The following is a 25691-nucleotide window of genomic DNA, read 5'->3' as shown; positions in this document are numbered from 1 at the left end:
GGAATGACGTGCGTGCGTCAGGCCGCAGCCTCGGCGTCGGCCACCTCAGCAAGAAGAGCGAGCGTTCGCTCGGCCTCCTCGGCGTCGAGGCGGGACAGGGCGTAGCCGACATGGACGATCACGTAGTCGCCGATGGCGACGCCCTCAACCAACTCCAGCGAGCAGGTGGAGGTGACGCCGCCGAGGCTGACGGTGGCGCGGTCGTCGGGCAGCAGGGCGGTGACGAGGGCGGGGACGGCAAGGCACATGGCGGCGGTCCTCCGGTCAGACGGCAGCAGAGGCTGGGTGGGCAGCGGCTTGGGAGGCGCGGGCCTCCGCCAGACCGTCGGCGATCCAGTCGTACCACTCCTCCAGCCCCTGGCCGGTGGTGGCCGACAGCTGGATCACCGCCAGCGACGGGTTCAGGCGCTGGGCATAGCCGATCATGCGCTCCACATCGAAGGTCAGATGGGGCAGCAGGTCGATCTTGTTGACGACCAGCAGGTCGGCGCGGACGAACATGTCCGGGTATTTCAGGGGCTTGTCCTCCCCCTCCGTCACCGAGAGGACGACGACGCGGTGGGTCTCGCCCAGGTCGAACCCGGCGGGGCAGACCAGATTGCCGACATTCTCGACGAACAGCACGCCGTCCTCGGCGAATCCGCCCTCGGCGGCCAGCTTGTCGGCGGCCTGCGCCACCATGGAGGCGTCGAGATGGCAGCCCTTGCCGGTGTTGACCTGCACCGCCGGGGTGCCGGTGGCGCGGATGCGGTCGGCGTCGAAGCTGGTCTGCTGGTCGCCCTCGATCACCGCCACCGGGAAGCGGCCCTTCAGGTCGGTCAGGCTGCGGGTCAGCAGGGTGGTCTTGCCCGAACCGGGGCTGGACATCAGGTTCAGCACGAACACCCCGCGTCCGGCGAAGCGGCGGCGGTTGATGTCGGCCAGCGCGTCGTTCTTCGCCAGGATGTCGCGTTCGATGGTGATCAGCCGCGGCTGGTTCAGCGCGGCGCCGCCGTCGATGGCGTCGGGGCGGTCGGGACGGTGGTGGTGCGCGTGCCCGTGGTCATGCTCATGGTCATGCCCGTGATCATGATCATGGTGCCCATGCCCGGTATGGCTGTGGCGGAAAACCGTGCCGTCGGGGGCGACATGCTCGTGGGTGTCGTCGTGATGGTGGTGGGCATGGCCGTGCCCCTCGCCGTGGCGGTGTCGGTAGACCTTGCCGTCCGGGCCGATATGCTCATGCTCCGCATCGGTGGCCTTGCCGTCGATCCGGGTTTCGCCTTCTCCGCAACCGCAAACCGTGCACATCACGCGCTCTCCCACTCTTCGATCCGCCCCACATTTCACAGCAAGGCATTCGCACCATCCGTTCGACAACCCATCATCGGACGGCCTGACCGCTTCGGCAAGCGATCGTCATTCGTGTACCTCTATGCCGCAGGCGACGCAGGGGTCGAGCATCGCGACCAGCAGCCGCGTTCTCTCCGCCGCATCGTCGCGGCCGCGCACCTCGGCGCGCGCCAGTCCGCGCGCCAGCGGACCGTCGGCGGCGAAGTTCCAGTCGGTCGGGGCCACCATGCGGGCATCGGCGATCCGCCCGTCCCCGTCCAGCCGCAGCCAATGGGCCAGCCGCCCGCGCGCCGTCTCCGCCACCCCGCAGCCCGACCCGGGTGCCGGACCTGCCGCCGTCGCCGGATCGGCCGGGCGCAGATCGGCAATAGCCGCCTCCATCCGCCGGGGCAGTTCGGCCAGATCGGCGAGCCGTGCCGCGAACAGCCGGGCCAGCCCGTCGCCGAAGCGGTCGGTCACCGACACCACCAGCGGGTGCGCCGCCTGACGTTCCAGCGGCCCGGTCAGCGCCGGGGCGCCGTCATGCCGCGGCCGGATGGCGAAGGCCGGATCGCCGGACAGCGCCGCGGCGAACCAGTCCGGCCCGCTTTCGCCCAGCAGCGGCACGCCCCCCGCCCCCCAGCCGGCCAGATCGGGGCCGAGCAGCCGGGCGGCCAGACGCGCCGCGTCGCTGGCGCCAAGGCCGGCCCAGCGGGCGAGCTCGTCGGCATCCCGTGGCGGCGGTCCGGCGAAGACCTCTGCCGCCAGCCAGCCATTCATCCGGTCCAGCGCATCGCGCAGGGCCGCCGCGTCGGGCCGAAGGACGCCGCCGCCCGGCCGCAGCCCGTCCTTGGCCGGATAAAGCGTCGGCATGACCGCGGACACCGCTTGGCGCAGAGTGCGCAGGGCGGCCGGCCGCGGCGGGGCGCCGAGGCGCGCCGGCCATTCGACGACCGCCTGCCAGCCATGGCTGTCGAGCGCCTCCGCGTCGGTCAGCAGGCGGCGCGCGGTCTCCTGCGCGCCCGCGTCGATGCCCAGCGCCGCTTCGCAGGCGCGGGCGACCGCCAGACCTTGCGCCGTGCCGCACAGGCTGAACAGCAGGGGCGCCAGCCGCACCGCCTCCTCCGCCCGGCGGCCGACCAGGGCGGCGACGGCGCGTGGGCGCCGGGTGGCGACTTCGGCCCGGCCGATGGTATTGCCGCCCGTTTCGCCGTCGAGCCGCAGCCGGACGGATACCGATCCCTCTGCGGGCAATGTGGTTGCGGTCATGGTGAAGTCCTGGGGCGGCGGCGGATCCATCCTGACGGAACCGGGGTGCAACTCATTGACCTGCGTCAAAATACGTAGATCCGGCGGGGTCGGCCCGGTGTCTCGGCCATGGCCGAGATGACGCTTTCTGCTACACTTCGCCCCAACCGCGCCATGCAGCCCGGCTCCCCATGCGTCGGGCGGGAGGGTCGTGGCGGGCGCGACACGACATCAGAGGATGCTTGTCCATGAAACGTTTCCCCCTCGCCTCGGCCGTCCTGCTGGCCGGGCTGGTGCTGCCGGCGGTTGCCGACGCCCACACCTTCGGCGCCCATGATGCCGGCTTCGTCCACGGCTTCCTGCATCCGGTCGGCGGCTGGGACCATCTGCTGGCCATGGTGGCGGTCGGGCTGTGGGCGGCGCAGCGCGGCGGCGCGGCGTTGTGGGCGCTGCCGGCGGCCTTCGTCACCGCCATGATCGGCGGCGGCCTGCTGGGCATGGCCGGCATCGGCCTGCCGGCGGTGGAGCTGGGGATCGCCGGTTCGGTCATCGTGCTGGGCGCCCTGGTCGCCGCGCGGTCGCGCCTGTCGCTGCCGGTGTCGCTGGCGGCGGTCGCGCTGTTCGCGCTGTTCCACGGCCAGGCCCATGGGGCCGAGATGCCGGAGGCGGCGCAGCCGCTGCTCTACGGCCTGGGCTTCGCGCTCGCCACCGCCCTGCTGCATGGGGCCGGCGTCGCCGTGGCCCTGTCGCTGCGCGGCGTTGCACGCGAGGGCAGGGGCGGGCTCGTCCTGCGCGGCCTGGGCGCGGCAATCGGCCTCGGCGGTGTGGCGCTGGTCACGCTTGCCTGAGTTCGGCTGGCCCAAGTCTGGCTGGCCCGAATCCGGCTGGCCCAAGTCCGGCTCGCCCGATCGCGGGCGGCGGATACATGTTTTGAAGGACGGGGCCGGGAGGGAGACCTTCCGGCCCTTTTCCTGTGCAGGTCAGGCCGGAACAATCGCCGCCCCCTGGTGTTGCAAGCCGGCAGCCCCCACAGGAGACGTCCGGCATGACCAACCACAACGACGCCATTCCGTCCGCCGCTCCGTCCGCGTCGGTTTCCTCCGACCACGCGGCCGCTGCCGGGGCCACGACAGCGGCGCAGAACCGCCGGCCCGAAGAGATCGAGCACGAGATCGAGTCGATCCGCGCCCGCATGGACGCGGTGATCGACGAGATCGAATTCCGCCTGTCGCCCGGCCAGATGTCGGGCGGGGTGGTGCAGGTGGTGCGCGACGTCATCGAAGGCGGCGGCAACGGCATGTCCGGCCGGATCGCCCGCGCCGTCCGCGCCAACCCGATTCCCGTGGCGCTGATGGGCGTAGGCGCCCTCTGGCTCGCCTGGGCGGTCGCCCGCACCCCGGAAGCCACCACCGAATTCGACGATTACGATCCCCGCGGCCGGCAGTTGGACCCGCGCAGCCGGCATGTGCTGACCGACCTGATCGCCGCCTGCCGCGACGGCTCGGACGCCTTCCGCCGCGCCGACATGACCATCGCCGACCCGGCCCTGTCCGCCCGCCTGGAAACCCTGGCCGATCAGCTCGACCGCAGCGCCATGGAACTGGACGCCGAGCTGCGCAACGGCGGCGGCTGGATCGAGACCGCGGGTGACGGCGGCCGGGTCTGGTCGCCCCTGCATGGCCTGGCGGAGGCGAGCGCGCGCAGCGTCGTGGCGGGCGTCGGTGGAACGGCCGGGCGGGGCGACCTGCTGGCACGGCTGGAAAGCGGGCTGGACGGTACGCTGGCCCTGTTCCGCGATGCCCTGCGCGATGCGCCGGACGATCACCTGCAGGTCGTCATCGGCGCCCAGTTCCATGCCGTGGAGACCGCCCGCCACCGCGTCGGCGCGCTGCGCGAAGCCGTGGTCTGAGGAGGGCGGGTCATGCTGGGGTTGAGCCGCCGCCATTACTACGAGCACCGGAACCGTGCGAACGGGCACCATGCGGCCGGGCGCGCCGCCAATGACGCGCGCGGCGGAGGCCGGGACGGGCGCGGGCGGTCGGCGGAAACCCCGTCCGACATTCCCAAGAAGGGATGGAAGGACATCCTGCTGCGGGTGTGGGACGAGCAGAGCAAGGACAACGTTTCGATGCTGGCGGCGGGCGTGGCCTATTACGGGCTGCTCGCCATCTTCCCGGCCATCGCGGCACTGGTCTCCATCTACGGCCTCGTCGCCGACCCGGTGATGATCGAGAACCAGCTGAGTCAGATGGGCGGCCTGCTCCCGCCGGAAGCTCTGTCCATCGTCAGCGACCAGGCCCGCAAGGTGGCCACCACCCCGTCTCAGGGGCTGGGTTTCGGCCTGATCTTCGGCTTGCTGCTGACCCTGTGGAGCGCGTCGCGCGGCACCAACTCGCTGGTGACGGCGCTCAACATCGCCTATGGCGAGCAGGAGACGCGGAGCTTCATCAAGCTGGCGATCCTGTCGATGAGCCTGACGGTGGCCGGCCTGCTCTTCGTTATCACCGCCATGGTGATGATCGTCGCGGTGCCGGCCGCGATCAACATCATCGGGCTGCAGGACACGCCGATCGGTTGGATCGCCAGCCTTGCCCGCTGGCCGATCCTGGCCGTGGCGATCATCCTGGGGCTTGCCGTCTTCTACCGCTATGCCCCCGACCGGCGGGAGCCGCAATGGCGCTGGGTCTCCTGGGGGTCGGCGGCGGCGACCCTGGTCTGGCTGCTGGGATCGCTGGGCTTTTCAATCTATGTGTCGAATTTCGGCAGCTACAACGAGACCTACGGGTCGGTCGGCGCGGTCGTGGTGCTGCTGCTGTGGTTCAACCTGACCTCCTACGTCGTACTGCTGGGGGCCGAGCTGAACGCCGAGATCGAGCACCAGACCGCCCGCGACACCACCGACCGGGACGGCCGGCCTGCCCGGCCGCTGGGGCAGCGCGACGCCTATGTCGCCGACACGGTGGGCGAGCGCAAGGCAAGCTGATCGGGAAAATGCCCCTTGGCAGGGCGGCGGCCGCGCGCTATGGTCGCCGTCATGCAACAGGCGCTTTCCATCGCGTCCTCCGGACGCTCCCGATATTTTGGCCGCTGGTTTCGTCCGGCGGCCTAGGAACGCGCATCTGTCGCTCATTCCCGAAGCCGCCCGGACCGACCCGCGGCGGCTTTCGTGTTTGTGACCTCTGCCCTTGACGGGCTGCACATCCTCAAAATCCGAACACGGGCGATCCGGGCGGCTTCCTCATCCGCAAGAGAGGTTGTCATGTTCGATTTCGATGTCGTCACCGGCCCCACCCAGCCGCCGCACTGCCCCCTGGCCGACGAACCGGCCGGACCGGCCGCTTCCGAGTCGGCCCCGCAGCCGGCCGGCCTGACCGCCACGCGGTCCGCAACGAACCCGGAAATGGAGGGAAAGCCGCGATCCTGAGCCGGGGTCGGGCCGCCAACCGTGGCGTGCAGGCCCCGCATCCCTGCTTTGGACCAAAAAAATCACGAATCCTACCTATGTTCCGCCGGCTGTTGTCGTATACTCCCTTAGGGCAGACGTGTCCGGGTGGCGGCGCAGCCGGCCGCACCCTTGTTGGTACCTCTCGGCGGCATTCGAATCCGCTCGTTCGGGTTTGAATGTGATGGTCGGATCGGAAGAAGGATGACGGATCATGGCGGATGATGCTCTCTCAAGCGTCAGCTCTATGGTGTCCGGCCTCAACGCGTCGATCAAAAACGCGGTCGAGGCCATCAAGAAGTCGCAGAGCAACCAGGCCGTCGGCGACGTCCAGGAATTTTCCAAGACGGTCAAGAAGTCGGCGTCGACCGCCACGTCCGGCGCCACCGACATCGGCGTTCTTGCCAAGAACGCCACCCGCCTGAACGTCGCCAGCACGCTGTCGGCGAACGACAAGGTCGATTTCTACAAGTTCAAGGTCACCTCCAAGGGTGAGATGACCATGGGTCAGGTCGGCGACGACGGCGTGCGTGTCCAGCTGATGAACCGGCTGGGCCGGGTATTGGCCGACAGCGACCCGAAGTCCGGCGACAATTACGACTCCTTCAAGAAGCTGCAGGCCGGCAATCTGACGGTCGACAAGGGCGACTACACCCTGCGCGTCACCCGCGACAAGGGCCAGTCGGACAAGGACCCCAAGAACTACGCCATGCAGTTGGTGATGGGGAACTACAGCAAGGATTACGACACCGTGGCCAAGGCTCCGGCCAAGGGGGACACCGGCATGGCCCTGACCACCGGGCAGCAGGCGACGCTGGATGGGTTGAACAGCGCCATCGGTAGCCTGAATTCGATCCCCACCGGCCAGACCGGAACGCAGAAGCTGATGGGCAGCTTCAATCTCTTCGCCTGAGGCATCGGCACCGGCTGTGCTATGACGGTGCGGAGTTCATCCGCGCCGGAGCCTGACCTTGCCCACCGTCACCCTTCTGAGCCCCGCCGATCACCGCCGCGTTCCCTGGAAGAATGGCGGCGGCGTCACCACCGAACTGGCGGTGGAGCCGACCTCCGGCCCGACATCCGATGGTCGCTTCCTATGGCGGGTCAGCATCGCCGATGTCGTCGAAGCCGGTCCATTTTCGGCCTTTCCCGGCTATGACCGGCTGATTGCCGTGGTGGAGGGCGACGGCATGCGCCTGTCCGTCGATGGCGCCCCGCCGGTCGAACGGCGCCGCCTGGACCCCGCCTTCGCCTTTCCCGGCGAGTCGACGGTGTGGTGCGAGCCGACCGCCGGCCCGATCCGCGACGTGAACCTGATGCTCGACCGCGCGTCGGCCACCGGCACCCTGTCGCTGCTGGCTGGTCCGGCCGGCCAACGTGCCGGCGGCGATGTGGTTCTGGTCCACGCCCTTGCCGGATGCCTGTCCGTCACCTCCGATGGCGGGGACGCCCTGCCGGTTCCCGAAGGGCACAGCCTGCTCCTGCGCGACGGCGCCGCGCGGGTGGAGGTGCCGGACGGGGCGGAGGGCGTGTGCGCGGAGGTGCGCCGACGTTAGGCCTTCGCCTTCCGGATCAGCTCCGCATACCAGCGCGCCGAGTCCTTCGGCGTGCGGGCCAGGGTTTGGAAGTCCACATGGACGATGCCGAAGCGTTGGCCATAGCCGCTGCCCCATTCGAAATTGTCCAGCAGCGACCAGACGAAATAGCCGCGCACGTCGGCGCCCTGGGCCATCGCATCGCGCATCGCGGCGTTGTAGATGGTCAGGTAGTTGATGCGGTGCGGATCGTGGACGGCGCCGTCGGGGCTGACGGTGTCGCTGCCGCCGCAGCCGTTCTCCGTCACCACTATGGGCAGGCGGTAGCGGCGCTGGATGGTCAGCAGCTCGTCCCGGAAGGCGTCGGGGAAGATTGCCCAGCCGACGCCGTGGGTCGGCGAATCGGGCGGCGCGTCGCCCCAGCCGTAGCCCCAGGTCCGGGAGGGATCGGCCTTGGCGAAGATCGGGCCGTAGTGGTTCAGCCCGAACCAGTCCACCGGCCGGGCGATCCGCGCCATGTCTCCCGCTTGGACGTACGGCTCGATGGCGGCGGCGGTCTGCGGCGGATAATGGCCGAGGATCTGCGGATCGCAGAAGACGAGGTTCCAATGCTCGTCCAGCAGCGCCGCCGCGGCGTGGTTTTCCGGCGTGTCGGTCTCGGGGATCACGACCTGCCGGTTGTGGATCGCGCCGATGGAGGCGCCGGGCACCAGATCCCGCAGCACGTCCACCCCCGCGCCATGGGCGAGGTTGACATGATGGATGGCGCGCAGATGCTGCGCCCGGTCGACGATGCCCGGCGCCGCCCACGGAATCGCATAGCCGAACAGGGTGAAGACTGAGAATTCGTTGAAGGTGATCCAGCGCTTCACCCGGTCGCCGTAGCGCCGGGCGCAGAGCGCGGCATAGTCGGCATACCATCCGGCGCAGTCGCGGGCCGACCAGCCGCCCAGATCCTGCAGGGCCTGCGGCAGATCCCAGTGATAGAGGCACAGCCAGGGCTCGATCCCCGCCTCCAGCAGCCGGTCGACCAACCGGTCGTAGAAGTCCAGCCCCGCCTCGTTCACCGCGCCCTTGCCGCGCGGCAGCACCCGCGGCCACGAGACGGAGAAGCGGTAGGCGTCGACGCCCAGCCCCTTCATCAGCGCCACGTCCTCCGCCATGCGGTGGTAATGGTCGCAAGCCACGTCGCCGGTGTCGCCGTTCACCACCCCGCCCTGGGTGCGGCAGCGGACGTCCCAGATGCTGGCGCCGCGCCCGTCCTCGGCCGCCGCCCCTTCGATCTGGTAGGCGGAGGTGGAGACGCCCCAGACGAAACCGGGCGGATAGGAGCCGGGCGGATAGGAGAAGGTCGGGTCTGTCATCTCAGGCGGCAATCTCGTTGATGCTGCGGCAGCGGCTCTCGAACTCGTCGGAGATGAACTCGGGGCGCTTGTAATAGCCCTTGATCCAGCTCGCCAACAGGCAAAGCTCCTCCAGCTTCACCAGCTCGTCCAGGGTCCCTTCGGGGAAACGGATGCCGAAGCTCTCGGAGATGTATTCCAGAACCTGCTCGACCTGGTCGATCGACAGTTGGATGTCGGTCTCCAGCGTCGCACTCCGGGTCAGCAGAGCTTCGTCCACCCCGTATTCGTCGCGGATCAGCTTCACGATCCAACGGAACATGTGCATCCAGTTGGATACACCCTCGATCGACTTGCTCATCGCGACGCTCTGTTCGGGTTGCGCGAAAGGGGTAGGCGACAGCGACTGTACCCACGGATCGTTAAAGAATAACGCAGCCATCATCGCCGCCTCCACCCGGCGCGGCAAAAAACCGCGCGGGATTTGCCACCTGCGCGGGCAGCCTCGATCGGAACATGCCCACATCTTGTGCAGGCTCGTTTGGTGTCCGCCACGCGGGACGCGGTGCGGCGACGCGGCACGGCCCATGCATCGCAATGCCGCACAACAGGACAGCGAGGCTTGCGCCATGACACGCGCCACCGACAAGACAGCCGCCCATCCCGTCGACGAGGTGCTGCCGCCCTGGCGGCTGCTGGCGCTGGGGCTGCAGCATGTGCTGGTGATGTATGCCGGGGCCATCGCGGTGCCTCTGATCATCGGCGGGGCGCTGAAGCTGCCCAAGGACCAGATCGCCATGCTGATCAACGCCGACCTGTTCGCCTGCGGCGTGGTCACGCTGATCCAGGCGGTGGGGTTCTGGCGGTTCGGCATCCGGCTTCCGATCATGATGGGCGTCACCTTCGCCGCCGTTGGGCCGATGGTGGCGATGGCGGCCAACCCGTCGCTTGGGCTCTTGGGGATCTATGGCGCGGTGATCGGGTCCGGCGTCTTCGCCATGGTGGCCGCACCTCTGGTCGGCCGGCTGCTGCCTTTGTTTCCGCCGGTGGTGACCGGCAGCGTCATCGCCATCATCGGCATCTCGCTGATGCGGGTCGGGGTGGGCTGGGCCGGCGGCGGGGTGGGCAATCCGCGCTTCGGCGATCCGGCATTCCTGGGGGTCGCCGCCTTTGTGCTGGTGACGATCCTGGCACTGATGAAGCATGGCCGCGGATTCGTCCGCAACGTCGCGGTGCTGCTGGGGCTGGTGGCCGGGATGGTGCTGGCGATGGCGCTGGGCATGGTCAATTTCAGCGGCTTGGCCGAAGCACCGTGGGTGGCGCTGGTCCAGCCCTTCCAGTTCGGCCTGCCGGTCTTCGACCCCGTCGCCATCCTGACCATGTCGCTGGTGATGATCGTGGTGATGATCGAGTCGACCGGTATGTTCCTGGCCGTCGGCGACATGGTCGGCCGCCCGGTGACGCAGGAGGATCTGGTCCGGGGCTTGCGCACCGACGGGCTGGGCACGCTGATCGGCGGTGTCTTCAACACCTTTCCCTATACCTCCTTCTCGCAGAATGTCGGGCTGGTCGGGGTGACGGGCGTGCGCAGCCGCTGGGTCTGTGCGGCAGGCGGGCTGATCCTGCTGCTGCTGGGGCTGCTGCCGAAGCTGGCCCATGTGGTGGCCTCGGTCCCGGCCTTCGTGCTGGGCGGCGCCGGGCTGGTGATGTTCGGCATGGTGGCGGCGACCGGCGTGCGGATCCTGTCGCAGGTCGATTACGCCAACCGGCGCGAGAACCTGATCGTCGTGGCGGTCAGCGTCGGCGTCGGGCTGATCCCGCTGGTGTCGGACAAGTTCTTCTCGCAGATGCCGTCCTTCCTGTCGCCGCTGCTGCACAGCGGCATCCTGCTGGGCACGCTGACTGCGGTGGCGCTGAACTGGTACTTCAACGGCCTGACGACCGGCGACCGCGCCCGCCACGACGTCGCCGCCGCGGCGCAGGGGGCGGAGGCCTAGGAGGATTTTCGCTGCAGCAGGTCCTTGCTCGCCAGCAGCGAGCCGCCGGCGATCAGGGCGCAGGACACCCAGATGATCCCCGAATTGGGAGCGAGGCCGAACAGGACCAGCAGCAGGGTCGACAGCAGCGGCGCCAGATAGGACAGCGCCCCCAGCGCCCGGATGTCGCCGTGGCGCACGCCATGGTCCCAGACGAAGAAGGCCGCCCCCACCGGACCCAGCCCCAGCAGCAGCATCGCTCCCCAGCCCGCAAGGGTCTCCGGCCACACCGTCTGTTCCAGTGCCAGATGGCAGAGCAGCGACAGGGCTGCGGTGGCGAGGCAGAAGGCGCTGACGGCGTCGGTCGGCGCCTCGCCGATCTGGCCCAGCCGGCGGCGCAGCACCGAATAGCCGGCCCAGGTGATGGCGCTGCCCAGGGCCGCCGCATAGCCCGGCAGATGCGCCGGATCGATGGAGAACCCGCTCCCCAGGCCGCCGCTCCCGCCGCGGGCGATCAGCAGCGCGGTGCCCGCCAGACCGGCAACGGCGCCGCCGACATGCCACGCCCGCAGCCGCTCCCCCGGCAGCAATGCGGAGAACAGCACGATCAGCAGCGGCCACAGGTAGTTGATCAGGTTGGCCTCCACCGGCGGCGCCGCCTGCAGTGCCATGAAATAGAGGAAGTGGAAGCCGAACAGCCCGCCCACCCCCAGTGCCCAGGCGGCGGGCGGCTGGCGGAAATAGCGCAAGGGGTTGTCGCCGCGCAGCGCCGTCCAGCCGCTGCCGACCAGAAAGGCCAGCAGGAAGGAGGTCGCCACCAGTTGGAACGGTGGCACCATCGACGCCAGCGTCGCCAGCGGGGCCAACGTCGCCCACATCAGGATGGCGGTGAAGCCGACCAGCGTGGCGCGGTTGACGGCCGGGCGGTCGGGCAGGGCGGGGCGGGCGGCGGTTGAGGCGGGCATGATGGGGATCGGTCGGTTGGCGTGGATCGGGCGACCATAGCCGGTGAACGGCACGCTGTCTTGACCGGGGCTCCGGCCGGGATTGACCGGTTCTCCGGCGGAAGGGATCGTAGGTGTGCCTGTACGCCTCGGTCCCGGCGGCGTAGCATGGCCGCTCCAACCCGTTCCCCAGGAGTCCGACGGCGTGGCCTCCCCGCATCGGCCGAGCGTCAGCACCCGCAGTTACGACGGGTTCGAGCGGCGGCACGCGCATGATCATCACCAGATCGTCCTGCCCATCGCCGGGACCCTCGACATGGAGGTCGCCGGCATTTGCGGGCGGGTGGGCGACGGGCGCGGCGTGCTGGTGGCGGACGGGATGCCGCACAGCTTCCGCAGCGCCGGGACCAACCGCTTCGTCGTGCTGGACGTGCCGGCCGGCGGGCTGGTGCCGGAGGCCGCGGTGCATGCCTGCAACGCTTTCTTCCCCATCGACACGGCGTTGGATGGCTTGGTGCGCTATCTGGCGGCGGAGGCGGCCGACCGGCCGCTCGACCCGGTGCAGGCGCATCATGCGGCCGGGCTGCTGCTGCGCGCCCTGGAATCGCGCCGTCCTATGACGCCCGCGCCGGTCGATCCGGTGGAGCGGGCGTTGGTCCTGATGGCGGAACGGTGCGAGGAGCCGTTGACGGTGGCGGAACTGGCCGCCGCGGTCGGGCTGGCGCCCAGCCGTTTCCATGAGCGCTTCCGTGCGCAGACCGGCACCACCCCGGCCCGCCGGCTGGCCGAGCTGCGGCTGGACCGGGCGGAGGCGCTGCTGCGCGACGGAGATCTGCCGTTGGCGGAAGTGGCGTTGGTGGTGGGATTTTCCGACCAGAGCGCCCTGACCCGCAGCCTGCGCCGCCGCCGCGGCACCACGCCGGGGGCGCTACGGAACCGACTTTAGACCGCCGCGCGCGCCGCCTCGACGATAACCGCCGCCACGGCGTCCGGGCGCGACAGGTGGGGGGCGTGGCCGCTCTCGACCTCCACCGTGCGGGCGCCGATGCGCGCGGCGGTGGCGCGCAGGAAGTCCGGCGGCAGCATGCGGTCCTGGGTGGCGACGATGTACCAGGCGGGCTTGGCCTTCCAGGCGGCGGCGGAAACCCTGCTGGCGAAGCAGGCGGCCGCCACCGGCCCCTGGGTCGCGGCCAGCAGGGCGGCGTCTTCGGGAGGGAGGTCCTGGGCAAAGTTGCGGGCCATCCCCTCGGGCGTCAGGGTCAGGAAGCGGCCCTTGTCGACCGAGACGCCGGACAGGCCGGCCGATGGCGGGAATGGCTTCAGCGTGTCGTTCGGCGACTGCCCGGCGTCGGGGGCGAAGGCGGCGACATAGACCAGCGCCTTCACCCGCTCCTGATCGCCGATCTGGGTGATGACCGCCCCGCCCCAGGAATGGCCGACCAGCAGCACCGGCCCCTTCGTCCGGTCGATGGCGCGCTGAACATGGGCGACATCGTCGTCGAGCGACACCAGCGGGTTCTGCACCGCGACCGCCGCCAGCCCTTCCGCCTGCAGGCGGGGGATCACCCGGCCCCAGCTGGAGCCGTCGGCGAAGGCGCCGTGGACGAGGATGATTGTCGGGGTGGAACCCATGGGCTGATGCTCCCGCTGGCGGTCGGACAGGCCAGGAAGAGCATGCCGGCGGCGGCGGCGTCCAGCCGCGGCGGGGGAGTTTTCCTCTGGGCGGAATTCCTCCGGGCGGAAACGGCGCCCGCTATTCCGCCGGCTGCTTGGACGTCCGCCGGCCGAAGGTGGCGACCCGGTAGACGTACCAGAGGGCGATGCCAACCGCGACGATGTTGGACACCGGGTTCAGCCAGCCGGAAACCTGCTGATAGCGGTCTTCCAGCAGATAGCCGGCGGTGGCGAGGAAGGTCGTCCAGATCGCGGTGCCCAGGGTGGTGTAGAGCAGGAAGGGCGCCAGCGCCATTTCCGACACGCCGGCGGGGATGGAGATCAGCGTGCGCACCGCCGGGATCATCCGGCCGATCAGCACCGCCCGCCCACCATGCTCGCGGAAATGGGAGGCGGCCTCATCCACCTCGTCGGGGCTGATGGTCAGCCAGCGGCCATGGCGTTCGGCCCAGTGCTTCAGCCGGCGGCAGCCGACCCAGCGGCCGATCGCGTACCAGAACAGCGCGCCAACCAGCGCGCCGGCCGTGCCCGCGACCACCACCAGGGGCAGGCTCATGTCCCCGCGAGCGGCGGTGAAGCCGGCCAGCGGCAGGATCAGCTCCGATGGGATGGGCGGAAACAGGTTCTCCGCGAACATCAGCAGTGCCACGCCGAGATAGCCGGTCTGCTCCACCAACCTGACGATCCAGTCGAACACACTCAATCTCCCGTGTCTGCCCAACCGGAGAACACCGGGCGGGCCGATTGGTTGCGCCGGGGGGACTCGCAGTCGCCGTCCGCCCGGCATATGTTCCCGTAGATGATGGTTTCCGGCGCGGATTGAAGAGAGACGGAATGGCGACGATCAAGCTCGACCGGCATGAGAAGGGGATCCTGGCGGCCCTGCAGGAGAATGCCCGCCTGACCATGCAGGAGTTAGGCGACACCGTCGGCCTCTCGGCTTCCCCCTGCTGGCGCCGGGTGCGGTCGATGGAGGACATCGGCGTCATCCGCCGCTACACGGTCCAGCTCGACCCGCGCAAGCTGGGGCTCGGCGAATGCGTCTTCGCCCATGTCACGCTGGAACGCCACAAGGAGAACGCGGTCGAACAGTTCGAGACCGCCATCGCCGGCATGCCGCAGGTGCTGGAATGCTTCGCCGTCACCGGCGACGCCGACTATCTGCTGCGCATCGTCGTGCCGACCACCGAGGATTACGGCCGCTTCCTCAGCGAGCGCATCTTTTCCATCCCCGCGGTGTCGCACGTCAAATCGAGTGTCACCCTGAAGGAGGTCAAGTTCGAGACCCGGCTGCCGCTTGACCATCTGGAGTGAGCAAAGCGTCCGCGCCGGTCTGCTGCAAAGCCCCAACCAAAGCCGGCGCCAGATCGCCGCCACCGCAGACGGTCACGCGCTCCAGCCCGAGCCAGCCGGCCAGCCGGCGCAGTTCCGCCGCCAGGGGCGGGGCGACGGCCGCAGGGTTGGCGTGGGGCTCGGTGTGGGCGGCCTGGACCAGCAGGGTGCAGGCCTTACGGTCCGACTTCAGGTCGACACGGGCGGCGATGCGCTCGTCCATCAGGAAAGGCAGCACGTAATAGCCATGTTCCCGCTTGTGGGCGGGGGTATAGATCTCCAGCCGGATGCGGGCGCCGAACAGGCGCTCGGTGCGCTGCCGTTCCCAGATCAGCGAATCGAAGGGGGAGAGCAGGGCGCGGGCCTGGGCCTTGCGGGGAACCCGCAGGTCGGGGGTGACGTAGGCGATGCGCTCCCAGCCCTCCACCGCCACCGGCATCAACTCGCCGGCCTCGACCAGCTCGGCGATGCGCAGGCGGGCGTCGGCGACCTCCAGCCGGTGATAGTCGCGCAGGTCGCGTTCCGTCGCCACGCCATGGGCACGCGCGGCGATGCGCAGCAGGATACGCTGGGCCTCGGCCTCCTCCGGGGTGGGGGTGTCGAGGATGGCAGCGGGCAGCACCCGCTCCGGCAGGTCGTAGAGCCGCTCGAAACCGCGCCGTCCGGCGGTGGTGACGAGGCCGGCCCAGAACAGGTACTCCAGCGCCCGCTTGCCGTCGCTCCAGCCCCACCAGCCGCCGGCTCCACGCCCGGCCTCGCTGAGTTCCGACGCGCCCATCGGTCCGCGCGCCGCGACCTCCGCCAGGACGGAGTCGATATAGGGGCGGCGTTCGACGGCGAAGCGGGCCAACTCGCCATAGATGCCCTCGCCGCGTTCGGCCCGCGCCATGCGCCAGCGGAACAGCGGCTGCTGCTCCACCGGGATCAGCGAGGCCTCGTGGCCCCAATATTCGAACAGCGCCCGCCGCTTGCCGCCATAGGCCAGCCGGTCGAGAAGCGCCGCCTCGTAGGGTCCGAGCCGCGAGAAGAGCGGCAGGTAGTGGGAGCGCACCAGCACATTGACGGAATCGATCTGCACCAGGCCCAGCCGGCCGATCATGCGCCGGGCATGGCGGGCCTCTACCGCCTCGGCGGTTGAAGCGTCTTCGGGGGCAGTGTTGGCGAAGCCCTGCGCCGTGATGGCGATGCGGCGGGCCTCACGCAGGGACAGGCTGTCGGAACGGGGCATGGGCTGGGCAATCGCTTGAAGCCCCTCTCCCCTTGCGGGAGAGGGGTTGGGGTGAGGGGTATAGATACTCGGTGAGGGGTAAACATACGTACGACACTGGTACAGAACAGGTTTCCGGCCGGTATGCACCGGCGCCACCCTCACCCCAACCCCTCTCCCATCGAGGGAGAGGGGCTTCAAACGGTCGATCCGTGGGCAGGGAACCGTGAGAGGGTGGGGGAGCAGCTTGCGAATGCGTTTGATTTTCGTCAAGGCGGGGACGGGGTTCCGGGCTCACGCTGGCGATCAATCCTGCACCGCTGCACCCGTTTTGGGGAGTCCCCGTTCATGTCTTCACCCAGTCTTGCCGGCCGCGACGACGGCCCCGCGATCCCGATCCTGTTCCAATATGGCTTCCGTTTCTTCTTCCTGTTCAGCGGCGTGGCCGCCGTCGGCCTGCTGGCCGCTTGGCTGGCCGTGCTGGTGACCGGGGAATGGCCGCAGCATGCCGCCGGCGCCAGCGCCTGGCACGCACATGAGATGCTGTTCGGCATGGTGGTCGCCGCCGTCGCCGGCTTCCTGCTGACCGCCGTGCCGAGCTGGACCGGCACCAAGGCGGTGGCGGGCGCTCCGCTGATGGCGCTCGCAGCAGTGTGGATGGCCGGCCGCGTCGCCGTCTTCCCCTGGGCCGGCGTGCCGGAACCGGTGGCGGCGGTGATCGACATCGCCTTCCTGCCGGGGCTGGGCTTCGCGCTCGCCCGGCCGCTGGTGGCCGCCGGCAAGTGGCGCAACAGCGCCTTCCTGATCCTGATAGGGCTGCTGACCACCGCCAACCTGCTGATCCATCTGGAATGGCTGGACCTGCTGGACGGCGGCGTGGAGGCCGGATTCGCGCTCGGCCTCGGCATCGTTCTGATGATGGTGACGGTGATCGGCGGGCGCATCCTGCCGGCCTTCACCCGCAACGGGCTGGGCCGCGCCGGCCTTGGCGTGCGCTCATGGCCGCTGGTGGAGCGGGCGACCCTCGTCCTGACGCTGGCGCTGATCCCGGCGACGATGGCGGCGCCGGAGTCGGTGGTCACCGGGCTGATCGCGCTTGCCGCCGCCGTGGCTCATACCGCGCGGCTGGCCGGCTGGCAGGGCTGGAAGGCTTGGCGCTCGCCGATCCTGTGGATCCTGCATGTCGGCTATCTTTGGGTGCCGGTGGCGCTGCTGCTGCGCGGACTGCATGCACTTGCCGACGTTCCTGCCGCGGCGGGAACCCATGCGCTGACGGTCGGCGCCTTCGCCACGCTGATCCTGGCGGTGATGAGCCGCGCCTCGCTGGGCCACACCGGGCGGCCGCTGGTGGTGACGCGGGTGACGGTCGCCGCCTATGTGCTGCTGACGGTCGCGGCGGTCGCCCGCACCGTCTCGCCGCTGCTGCCGGTGGACTGGGTATGGTCGGCGCTGCAATGGTCGGGCTACGGCTGGGTCGCCGCCTTCACCCTGTATCTGGTCGCCTATGCCCCGGTCCTGCTGGCGCCGCGCGCCGACGGTCGCCCTGGGTAATGGCCGCCCGGGTTGAGGCTGATGAACTCTCAGGCGGCGCCGCGGAAGTAGCGGTCGATGGCGTCGTTCATCTCGACCTCGCGGAAGGGCTTGGTCAGGACGGGGCGGTCCTGATGGCCCTTCGGCAGGCCGGCGGCGCCGTGGCCGGTGGTGAAGACGAAGGGGATGCCCTGCGCGGAGAGCGCGTCGGCGACGCTGTCGACGCGCTCTCCGCGCAGCGAGACGTCGAGCAGGGCCGCGTCGATCCCCCCCTTGGCGATCAGGTCCAGCGCCTCGGCCACGGTGCCGGCCGGGCCGATGACGCCGACATTCTGGACTTCCAGCGAATCCTCGATGGCCATGGCCACCAGCGGCTCGTCTTCGACGAGCAGGATGCGCAAGGGCTTGGACTGGTCGGCTTCCATGGACATGCGGCTCGCTGCTGGTCTGGGCGATGGTCAGGCCGCAGATGGGGACCGAAATCCCATGCGGCAACAGGCGTGAGCTTTTCCGTTCGGCCGTCCGCTTGTCCATCCTGACCTTGGTCATCGCCCATTGGGCCATCCGCAAGCTGCATCCGGACTATCACCCCAGATCATCAAGTGCTTGTTGGAGAGACGGATAGAGGGCTTCCACCACAGATCCGTCCGGCCGAACCGGCGACGGCAGGACGTCCGCCCCTTCCAGCGCGCGGGACAGCGGCAGGCCGCCGACCTCGACGAAGCCGCCGCGCTCGCCATATTGGCCGACGATCCAATCCCTGACCGCCGGGTCGCCGTCGAGTGCGTTGTTGTGCGAGATCAGCGCATGGTTGCCGTCGTCGGAACGCCGGTACCAGGCATGGCAGCCATCGCCCAGATCCATCGCCCGGAAGCCGGCCGCCGTCAGGGGTTCCCGCACCGTCGCGCGCACCTTGTCGGTCCGCAGGCCGGTCGGCCGGTCGAGATCGTCCGCAAGCTCGCTCATGTCGCCTCTCTGGTCGTGGTCCTGGATGGACAACGCCGCAGGAAGACTTTTGTGCCGTGCATACCTGTCCGAACGTGGGGGGCGGGACCGCCTGTTGGTGCAAGTCCGGCCGCCCGGCTACCCGTTCAGACGCCCATTCAGGCGCCTGTTCAGGCGTTTTGGGGCCGGCGGGCGCGCAGTGCGGCCAGGGAACGGTCGAGCAGGTCGTAGAGCCGGTCCTGCTGCGCCAGGACCGCGGCGGACGGGGCCTGTTCCAGCTCCTTCGCCAGACGGCCGAGCGCCGCCGCGCCGAGGTTCAGCGAGGTGCCCTTCAGCGTGTGGGCCGTGCGGTTGTGCGGCTCCCCGGCATGGGCCTGGGCGATCATGCCGTCGACGGTCTTGCGGCCGTTGTCGGCGAAACCGTCCAGCGAGGCGCTCCAATCCTCGGCGGTCAGCACCTCCAGCAGGAGGGAGACCTGCTCCTCGTCCAGCAGGCCCGTATCCGGGCCGTCGTCCGGGGCATCTTGCGTGTCGGTCATGGCAGCCTCCGGGGCAGCGGGTCGATGGGTGGGTTGGTGGGCGGAGCCGGCCGGCGGCGGGGCGGCGGGCACCGCCTTGCCCAGCACCGACGCCATCTCGGCGAAGAGGGCGGCCGGGCGCAAGGGCTTGGTGATGAAACCGTTCATTCCCGCCGACAGGCATTCCGGGCGGGAACTGCCGGAGGCGTGGGCGGTCAGCGCCAGGATGGGAACCTGTCCCCTGGGGTCGGCAAGCTCGCGCACCCGGCGGGTGGCGGTCAGCCCGTCCATGCCCGGCATCTGGATGTCCATCAGCACGAGGTCGAAAGGCTGTTCGCGCACCATGCGCACCGCCTCCCCGCCGCCGGCGGCCAGCGCCACGCTGTGGCCGGCACGCTCCAGGATGCCGCGGACGATGTCGCGGTTGACCTCGATGTCGTCGACCGCCAGCACGCGCAGCGGCGGCAATGCCGCGATGCGCGCGGCCTCGCCGACGCTCGTGGACTGGGACGGATCGACCCGGCGCAGGGCCGACGGGTCGCCGGGACGGGCGACGATGGTGAAGCGGAAGACGCTGCCCCGGCCGGGCGCGGTGTCGACCTTGATGCTGCCGCCCATCAGCATGCACAGGTCGCGGCAGATCGCCAGACCCAGCCCGGTCCCGCCATAGCGCCGGGTGATGGAACTGTCGGCCTGGGTGAAGCGGTCGAACAGCGTGGGCACCGAGTCGGGCGCGATGCCGATGCCGGTGTCTTCCACCTCGAACTCCAGCGGCAAGGAGTCCGGATGGCGGCAGTCGATCAGGTCGTCGGGATCGCGGTCCAGCCGGCGCACGCGGACGGCGATGTGGCCCTCCTCGGTGAACTTCACGGCGTTGCCGACCAGATTGAACAGGATCTGGCGCAGGCGGGCCGGATCGGTGACGATCACCTCCGGCACCGACGGCATCAGCCGGGCCGACAGCTCCAGCCCCTTGTCGGCGGCGTTGGGGCGCAGCACCTCCAGCACGCCCTCGATCAGCTGTGGCAGGGCGCAGTCGGCCTCCTCCAGGTCGATGCGGCGGGCCTCCAGCTTCGACAGGTCGAGGATGTCGTCCAGCAGCCGCAGCAGCGTCTCGGCGGACCGGCGGGCGACACCGGCCAGCCGCTTCTCCTCCGCCGGCAGATGCCCGTCGGCCAGCAGGGTCAGGTTGCCGAGCACGCCGTTCATCGGGGTGCGCAGCTCGTGGCTGACGGTCGCCAGGAATTCGGTCTTCGACCGGCTGGCGGCCTCCGCCTTCTCCTTGGCCTGGAGCAGCTGTTCGGCGGCTCGGCGCGGCTCGGTCACGTCGATGCACAGCCACAGCTTGCCGATGGCGGCCCCGGCGGCGTTGCGCACCGGCACATTGTGCCAGCTGACGATGCGCCCGTCGGTCAGCGTCATCTCGCGCCGCTCGTCGGCATCCACCGCCGACAGCAGGGCGTGGTCGGTGTCCAGCGGGGCGTTGCCGGCAGTGGCCAGAGTCTCGTCCAGCCGGAGGCCGACCGGCGCGCCGGCGACCGCGAACAGGGCGGAGAAGGCCGGATTGGCATAGGCGATGCGCCCGTCGCCGCCGACGAACAGCACGCCGAAATCCATCGCCGACAGCAGCGCGGACAGGCGGGCGCGTTCCTGCTCCACGTCGCGGGCGAGCGCTTCCTGCTCGTCCAGCGCCACGGTCAGCTGGTCGACGCGCTCCTTGATGGCGTGCGACATTGTGTTGAAGGCGGCGCCCAGCCGGCCGATGTCGTCGTCGCCCTCCGCCAGGTCCGGCGGGCTGTAGTCGCCGGCGGCCACCCGTTCGCTTGCCCGCGCCAGCGCCGCCAGATGCCGGGTCAGCCACAGGCCCAGCAGGGCCAGCAGCCCGGCCGACAGCAGGATCTCCGACAGGGCGATGGCGATGCCCTGGGTCAGCAGGTCGCGCCGCGCCTGGACGATGTGCAGCAGGTCCAGCCCGAATTGCACAGCGCCCAGCCTTTGCCCGGCCAGCGACACCGGCACCGCCACGTCGTAGCGGGTGACGCCGTCCTTGCCGTCCAGCGACAGGGACGGATCGGGATCGGGCAGCCTGCGGTCCTGCGGCCAGCCGCTGATCGCCACCAGCTTTCCCTTGCTGTCGCTGACGGCGAGATAGAGCACCCCGCCGGTGGATCGGCTTTCATCGAGGACCGCCTGGAGGGTCGCATAGTCGCGCTGGGCCAGCGGAGCGACCAGCGCGGCGTTCAGCACCGGCGCCACCTGATCGGCGTGCAGCCGGGCCTGTTCGGCGAGGCTGCCGTAGAGCAGGCGTACGCTGTTGGCGACCAGCAGGGTCAGCATGATCGCCTCGACCGCCATGGCGGCGGCCAGCATGCGCCCGCGCAGGGTCTTCCAGGGGGCCAGACGGGTCAGGATCATTTGCCGGCCTTCAGGACGCGCCGCACCTCGTCGGCCAGCGGCTCCATCGCCTCCAGCTCCGCGTCGGTGACCGGACGGTAGCCGCCCAGCTGATTGCTGTCGAAATAGGTCTTTCCCTCATTCGTCTCGCCGAAGGCGAACAGGGCCTTGCGCAGCGGCTCCAGCAGCGCCGCCCGCTTGCCGTTCAGCATGTAGGCGCGGCCGGTCATCGGCGGGCTTTCGGCGATGGTGGCGAGCTGGGCCTGCACCTCCGGCGCCAGCTTGGCGCGGTTGGCGAGCGACATGAAGCCGGCCGACGCGTCGCCGGCCAGGATCAGCTGGGCCACGCTGTCGGCTGCGCTGACATAGCGGAGTTGTACATTGAGCAGCGTCCGGTCGGCCAGCCATCGCTGGCCCCACAGCGTCACCAGCGAGGACGGGCTGAGCCCCAGCACGGTGGTGCCGGCCAGCGAATCCGCGGTCCGATAGGGTCCTTTGGCTGCCGTCACCACCACGGCGCGGAAGTCCGCCTTGTAGGTCAGCAGCGGCAGATAGCCGGCGTCCTTGCGCAGAAGTTGCGCCTGATGGCCGGTGGTGACGGCGACGTCGTATTCCTGGTCGACCGCGCGGCGGGCGAAGGCGGTGAAATCGGGCGCCGTCACGATTTCCACCGGCCGGCCGAGCGCCTCCTCCACCGCCCGGCGCACCGGCTGGTACTGTTCGACGATGACGCGGGCGCTGGTGTGCGGGGCGATGCCGATGCGCAGCGCCGGCTCCTCCGCCCGGACCGGCATGGCCGCCGTCAGGCTGCAGAGGAGGGCGGAGCAAAGCGCGAGGATGCCGGCGGACAGGCGCTTGGTCATGGGGATTCGATCCTTGCGGAATGCAGGCGCGCGAACGGACGGCTGTGATGACGGCGGCCAGACACCGGGCCTAGGCCAAAAGATATAACATTGGATAAATGCAACAGATAGGGACAAGAGCGCGCAGGGCGGTGACATCGGCGCTTGTCACGGGCAGGGTTTCGACTGCCGCCATGCTTTTGAAATTTCTGCCAATTCCACTCGCGCTATTGTTTCGCCCCTGCGCAATTCCGAGACCGGCCGGTGCTGCTGGAACAGGTCCGTGGCCAAGAAAGATCACGCTTTGGTTGCGGAGCGGTCCGCTATGTGTCGGCGGACTTCACCGCCCGCCAGGAAAGCCGCCTTGCCGGAACGCACCGCCAATCCACAATCCGCCATCTACCGCGCAATTCGCCTGCTGCGTGAACACAGCCGCGGCTGCGACAGCGTCGAGACCCGGCGTCTCCTGATCCATACCGAACGCTGGCTGGTCTGGATGCTCCGCCGCGAGGAGGGGGAGGAACTTCCGGTGCCCGCGGAACTGGCAGGGTGACGTTCCGCGGGCCGGTCCTTCATCTTTCGCCATTCTTTGAAGCTGTTGGGACAGGAGCGCGGTTTTCCGCACCCGCACAATCGCCGTAGACTCCATGTCGGAGAGTCCAGCCCCGGACCCTGAGTAGCCCGGACCCTGAGTGGAAGGAGCGTGCGCGTGATGGAGCCCATCCTGTGGGAGTGGATCAACGCCCTGGCGCGGTGGCTGCACGTCATCACCGCCATCGCCTGGATCGGATCGTCCTTCTACTTCATCCATCTCGACGCCTCGCTGCGCCGCCGGGCGGGGGCGCCGTCCGGGACGGCGGGCGATGCGTGGCAGATCCATGGTGGCGGCTTCTACCACATGACCAAATACATGGTCGCCCCGCCGCAGCTGCCGGAAGAGCTGACCTGGTTCAAGTGGGAATCCTACGCGACGTGGCTCAGCGGCTTCTTCCTGATGTGCGTGCTGTATTACCGCGGCGCCGACCTGTTCCTGATCGACCAGGACGTGATGGCGCTCGGCCACTGGCAGGCGGTGGCGATCAGCGTCGCGGCGCTGGTGGCGGGCTGGGTCGCCTATGACCTTATGTGCAAGTCGTCGCTGGGCCGCAACGATGGGGCACTCGCGGTCGCCGGCTTCGTGCTGCTGGTGGCGACTGCCTGGGGCATGACGAAGATCTTCAGCGGGCGCGGCGCCATGCTGCAGGTCGGAGCGCTGATGGCGACCATGATGGCCTGCAACGTCTTCATGCTGATCATCCCCAACCAACGCAAGACGGTGGCCGCCATGCTGCGCGGCGAGACGCCGGACCCGGCGCTGGGCAAGAAGGCGAAGCAGCGGTCGCTGCACAACAACTACCTGACGCTGCCGGTCGTTTTCCTGATGCTGTCCAACCATTATCCGCTGGTCAGTTCCACCCGCTACAACTGGGTGATGGTGGCGCTGGTTCTGGTGGTCGGCACGGCGATCCGCCACTTCTTCAACAGCCGCCATGCCGGCAAGCCGACGCCCTGGTGGACCTGGGGCGTCGCCTCCGCCGGCATGCTGGGCTGCGTCTGGCTCAGCACCATGGGGCCTGCCGGCGGCGACACCGCCGCTGCGGCGCCGGTGAAGGTGGGCTATGCCCAGGTCGAGGAGATCGTCGCCACCCGCTGCAGCATGTGCCACGCCGCCCAGCCGGTGTGGGACGGCATCGCCACCCCGCCGCGCGGCGTGGTGCTGGAAGGCGACGGCATCCGACGCCATGCCGAGCAGATCCGCCTGCAGGCCGGTTTCAGCAGCGCCATGCCCCCCGCCAACATCACCGGAATCACGCCCCAGGAGCGCGCGGTGTTGGCGGCGTGGTCGGGGAACATTAAGTAACCCGCTCTCATAGCTTTCTTGTCGAACCGGATCCCCATGCCCGACCAGTCCATCGCCACCCCTGTGTCCGCCGCCATCCGCGGACGCCTGCTCAGCTTCCACCGCGCGCCTGCCGGGCCGGGCGATTTCGATGCCGTGCGCCATCACGAAGACGGGCTGCTGCTGGTGGGGGCCGACGGGCGCATCCTGGAGGTCGGGGACTGGGCGGACCTGCGTGGCCAAGTGCCGGAGGAGGTGGCGGTCGACGACCACGGCGGCAAGCTGGTGCTGCCCGGCTTCATCGACACCCACATCCATTTCCCGCAGACCCAGGTCATCGCCTCCTACGGCGCCCAGCTGCTCGACTGGCTGGAGAAATACACCTTCATCGAGGAGCAGCGCTTCGCCGACCCGGTCCACGCCGCCGCCAACGCCGCCTTCTTCATGGACGAGCTTCTGCGCAACGGCACGACCACGGCGGTGGTCTACGGCTCGGTCCATCCGCAGTCGGTCGACGCTCTCTTCGCGGAAGCCGAGGCGCGGGGCGCCGGGCTGATCGCCGGCAAGGTGATGATGGACCGCCACGCCCCGCCCGCCCTGACCGACACGGCGGAGAGCAGCTACCGCGACGGCAAGGATCTCATCGACCGCTGGCACGGGCGGGGCCGGCAGCGCTATGCCGTCACCCCGCGCTTCGCCATCACCTCGACCGAGGCGCAGCTGGAGGCGGCGGGCGCGCTGCTGCGCGAGCATCCCGGCGTCCACATGCAGACCCACCTGTCCGAGAACACCGACGAGATCGCCGAGGTGCGCCGCCTGTTCCCCGGCGCCCGCGACTACACCGACGTCTACGACCGTTTCGGGCTGCTGGGTCCGACCTCGCTGTTCGGCCACTGCATCCATCTGTCGGAAGCGGAGATGGGCCGGCTGTCGGAAAGCGGGTCGGTCGCCGTTTTCTGCCCGACCAGCAACCTGTTCATCGGCAGCGGCCTGTTCGACCTCGACGCCCTGTCGAAGCCGGAGCGGCCGGTGCGCACCGCCATCGCCACCGATGTCGGCGGCGGCACCAGCTATTCGATGCTGCGCACGGCGGCGGAGGCCTACAAGGTGCTGCAGCTGCGGCGCCAAAACTTGCCGGCGCTCGCGGCATTGCACTGGATGACCCGCGGCAATGCCGAGGCGCTGGGCATGGCCGACGAGATCGGCAGTCTGGAGCCCGGCCGCTGGGCCGACCTCGTCGTTCTCGACCCCGCCGCCACGCCGGCTATGCGACATCGCATGAAGGCGGTCGACGGCGACCTGGAGGAGGAGCTGTTCATCCAAATGACGCTGGGCGACGACCGGTCGGTGGCCGCCACCTACCTGCGCGGCCGCAATTCGCACCTGCGGCAATCGGGCGCTTGACCGAAGCCCCTAGTCCCTGTAGGACTTCCGCCGTCATTGGGGAGTAGCCACCCGCCGGCATTCGGACCGGGCGGGGTTCGCGTCAACAGACTTGGATGGTTCCGGCCTCCGGCCGCTACCGCCATGGCGCGCACGGCGGCCAGCGGGCCGACCCGGCGAGACCAGTG

Annotated in this window: 26 protein-coding genes and 1 riboswitch; of the genes, 13 read left to right on the top strand and 13 right to left on the bottom strand. The window is 69.6% G+C overall.

All coding sequences use genetic code 11. From position 1 onward, the window contains the following. Positions 1-17: 17 nt before the first annotated feature. The 3 genes from J2Y49_RS13705 to J2Y49_RS13695 form a co-directional block, all read right to left on the bottom strand. The gene (locus J2Y49_RS13705) at positions 18-248 is read right to left on the bottom strand and encodes a HypC/HybG/HupF family hydrogenase formation chaperone (protein ID WP_310115402.1); all 231 of its coding nucleotides are present in this window, start codon (positions 246-248) and stop codon (positions 18-20) included. A gap of 16 nt (positions 249-264) precedes the next feature. After that, positions 265-1290, bottom strand: coding sequence for a hydrogenase nickel incorporation protein HypB (hypB, locus tag J2Y49_RS13700; protein WP_310115401.1), 1026 nt, complete (start codon positions 1288-1290; stop codon positions 265-267). A 108-nt stretch (positions 1291-1398) separates the two neighbouring features. Further along, positions 1399-2580 carry a nickel-dependent hydrogenase large subunit gene (locus J2Y49_RS13695; RefSeq protein WP_310115400.1) on the bottom strand — a complete coding sequence of 394 codons (1182 nt, stop codon included), beginning with the start codon at positions 2578-2580 and terminating at the stop codon, positions 1399-1401. Between the two features lie 227 nt (positions 2581-2807). Here J2Y49_RS13695 and J2Y49_RS13690 point away from each other — a divergent pair, with 227 nt between their 5' ends. From J2Y49_RS13690 to J2Y49_RS13665, 6 genes are all read left to right on the top strand, one after another. Further along, on the top strand, positions 2808-3407 hold the full coding sequence (locus tag J2Y49_RS13690; protein ID WP_310115399.1) for a HupE/UreJ family protein: 600 nt from the start codon (positions 2808-2810) through the stop codon (positions 3405-3407). 197 nt (positions 3408-3604) lie between these two features. Further along, a complete protein-coding gene (locus J2Y49_RS13685; RefSeq protein ID WP_310115398.1) occupies positions 3605-4468 on the top strand; it encodes a DUF3618 domain-containing protein in 864 nt (287 codons plus the stop codon). 12 nt (positions 4469-4480) lie between these two features. Beyond that, the gene (locus tag J2Y49_RS13680) at positions 4481-5542 is read left to right on the top strand and encodes a YihY/virulence factor BrkB family protein (protein WP_310115397.1); all 1062 of its coding nucleotides are present in this window, start codon (positions 4481-4483) and stop codon (positions 5540-5542) included. A gap of 276 nt (positions 5543-5818) precedes the next feature. Beyond that, entirely contained in the window at positions 5819-5983 is a 165-nt protein-coding gene (locus tag J2Y49_RS13675) for a hypothetical protein (RefSeq protein ID WP_310115396.1), read from the top strand. 232 nt (positions 5984-6215) lie between these two features. Continuing rightward, positions 6216-6914 (top strand): hypothetical protein, encoded by a 699-nt coding sequence (locus tag J2Y49_RS13670; protein ID WP_310115395.1) that lies wholly within the window; start codon positions 6216-6218, stop codon positions 6912-6914. A 58-nt stretch (positions 6915-6972) separates the two neighbouring features. After that, positions 6973-7557, top strand: a complete 585-nt coding sequence (locus J2Y49_RS13665; protein WP_310115394.1) for a HutD family protein — start codon at positions 6973-6975, stop codon at positions 7555-7557. On the opposite strand, the gene J2Y49_RS13660 is transcribed toward J2Y49_RS13665, so the two are convergent. Beyond that, positions 7554-8900 (bottom strand): GH1 family beta-glucosidase, encoded by a 1347-nt coding sequence (locus tag J2Y49_RS13660; RefSeq protein WP_310115393.1) that lies wholly within the window; start codon positions 8898-8900, stop codon positions 7554-7556. The two genes, J2Y49_RS13665 and J2Y49_RS13660, sit on opposite strands and share 4 nt — an antisense overlap. 1 nt (position 8901) lies before the next feature. Next, positions 8902-9240, bottom strand: coding sequence for an acyl carrier protein (locus J2Y49_RS13655; protein ID WP_310115392.1), 339 nt, complete (start codon positions 9238-9240; stop codon positions 8902-8904). 268 nt (positions 9241-9508) lie between these two features. On the opposite strand from J2Y49_RS13655, the gene J2Y49_RS13650 reads away from it, so the two are divergent. Continuing rightward, positions 9509-10876 (top strand): nucleobase:cation symporter-2 family protein, encoded by a 1368-nt coding sequence (locus J2Y49_RS13650; RefSeq protein ID WP_310115391.1) that lies wholly within the window; start codon positions 9509-9511, stop codon positions 10874-10876. Here J2Y49_RS13650 and J2Y49_RS13645 read toward each other — a convergent pair. Next, on the bottom strand, positions 10873-11820 hold the full coding sequence (locus tag J2Y49_RS13645; protein ID WP_310115390.1) for an EamA family transporter: 948 nt from the start codon (positions 11818-11820) through the stop codon (positions 10873-10875). The two genes, J2Y49_RS13650 and J2Y49_RS13645, sit on opposite strands and share 4 nt — an antisense overlap. Before the next feature lie 184 nt (positions 11821-12004). Between J2Y49_RS13645 and J2Y49_RS13640 the strand changes: the two genes are divergently transcribed. Continuing rightward, complete coding sequence (locus J2Y49_RS13640; protein ID WP_310115389.1) at positions 12005-12745, top strand: AraC family transcriptional regulator; 741 nt, start codon at positions 12005-12007, stop codon at positions 12743-12745. On the opposite strand, the gene J2Y49_RS13635 is transcribed toward J2Y49_RS13640, so the two are convergent. Together J2Y49_RS13635 and J2Y49_RS13630 are read right to left on the bottom strand one after the other, a co-directional pair. Further along, positions 12742-13431, bottom strand: a complete 690-nt coding sequence (locus J2Y49_RS13635) for an alpha/beta hydrolase (RefSeq protein ID WP_310115388.1) — start codon at positions 13429-13431, stop codon at positions 12742-12744. The genes J2Y49_RS13640 and J2Y49_RS13635 overlap by 4 nt on opposite strands. A 121-nt stretch (positions 13432-13552) precedes the next feature. Then, positions 13553-14170, bottom strand: coding sequence for a DedA family protein (locus J2Y49_RS13630; protein ID WP_310115387.1), 618 nt, complete (start codon positions 14168-14170; stop codon positions 13553-13555). 137 nt (positions 14171-14307) lie between these two features. Here J2Y49_RS13630 and J2Y49_RS13625 point away from each other — a divergent pair, with 137 nt between their 5' ends. Next, on the top strand, positions 14308-14787 hold the full coding sequence (locus tag J2Y49_RS13625; protein WP_014189594.1) for an Lrp/AsnC family transcriptional regulator: 480 nt from the start codon (positions 14308-14310) through the stop codon (positions 14785-14787). Here the strand turns inward: J2Y49_RS13625 and J2Y49_RS13620 are convergent. Further along, positions 14747-16033, bottom strand: a complete 1287-nt coding sequence (locus J2Y49_RS13620; protein ID WP_310115386.1) for a winged helix-turn-helix domain-containing protein — start codon at positions 16031-16033, stop codon at positions 14747-14749. The two genes, J2Y49_RS13625 and J2Y49_RS13620, sit on opposite strands and share 41 nt — an antisense overlap. Positions 16034-16360: 327 nt before the next feature. Here J2Y49_RS13620 and J2Y49_RS13615 point away from each other — a divergent pair, with 327 nt between their 5' ends. After that, positions 16361-17563: an NnrS family protein gene (locus J2Y49_RS13615; protein WP_310115385.1), complete on the top strand. Its 1203-nt coding sequence runs from the start codon at positions 16361-16363 to the stop codon at positions 17561-17563. Positions 17564-17592: 29 nt separating this feature from the next. Here the strand turns inward: J2Y49_RS13615 and J2Y49_RS13610 are convergent, their stop codons facing one another. The 4 genes from J2Y49_RS13610 to J2Y49_RS13595 all read right to left on the bottom strand — a co-directional run bounded on the left by J2Y49_RS13610 (position 17593) and on the right by J2Y49_RS13595 (position 22262). After that, positions 17593-17973, bottom strand: a complete 381-nt coding sequence (locus J2Y49_RS13610; RefSeq protein ID WP_247883655.1) for a response regulator — start codon at positions 17971-17973, stop codon at positions 17593-17595. Positions 17974-18127: 154 nt separating this feature from the next. Continuing rightward, entirely contained in the window at positions 18128-18508 is a 381-nt protein-coding gene (locus tag J2Y49_RS13605; RefSeq protein ID WP_310115384.1) for a hypothetical protein, read from the bottom strand. 149 nt (positions 18509-18657) lie between these two features. After that, positions 18658-21420, bottom strand: coding sequence for an ATP-binding protein (locus tag J2Y49_RS13600; RefSeq protein WP_310115383.1), 2763 nt, complete (start codon positions 21418-21420; stop codon positions 18658-18660). Continuing rightward, positions 21417-22262, bottom strand: coding sequence for a phosphate/phosphite/phosphonate ABC transporter substrate-binding protein (locus J2Y49_RS13595; protein ID WP_310115382.1), 846 nt, complete (start codon positions 22260-22262; stop codon positions 21417-21419). The genes J2Y49_RS13600 and J2Y49_RS13595 overlap by 4 nt, the downstream gene beginning before the upstream one ends. A 343-nt stretch (positions 22263-22605) precedes the next feature. Between J2Y49_RS13595 and J2Y49_RS13590 the strand changes: the two genes are divergently transcribed. From J2Y49_RS13590 to guaD, 3 genes are all read left to right on the top strand, one after another. Beyond that, positions 22606-22794 carry a hypothetical protein gene (locus J2Y49_RS13590; RefSeq protein ID WP_310115381.1) on the top strand — a complete coding sequence of 63 codons (189 nt, stop codon included), beginning with the start codon at positions 22606-22608 and terminating at the stop codon, positions 22792-22794. 159 nt (positions 22795-22953) lie between these two features. Next, the gene (locus J2Y49_RS13585; protein ID WP_310115526.1) at positions 22954-24141 is read left to right on the top strand and encodes a urate hydroxylase PuuD; all 1188 of its coding nucleotides are present in this window, start codon (positions 22954-22956) and stop codon (positions 24139-24141) included. A 36-nt stretch (positions 24142-24177) separates the two neighbouring features. Further along, positions 24178-25524: a guanine deaminase gene (gene guaD / locus J2Y49_RS13580; RefSeq protein ID WP_310115380.1), complete on the top strand. Its 1347-nt coding sequence runs from the start codon at positions 24178-24180 to the stop codon at positions 25522-25524. Positions 25525-25550: 26 nt separating this feature from the next. Then, positions 25551-25676: riboswitch (yybP-ykoY riboswitch) on the top strand. The last annotated feature ends 15 nt before the right edge of the window (positions 25677-25691 follow it).

Source organism: Azospirillum sp. BE72 (assembly GCF_031455875.1).
Classification (GTDB): Bacteria; Pseudomonadota; Alphaproteobacteria; order Azospirillales; family Azospirillaceae; genus Azospirillum.
The sequence above is the reverse complement of the archived record's forward strand: the minus strand, read 5'-3'. Positions and strand labels throughout refer to the sequence as shown.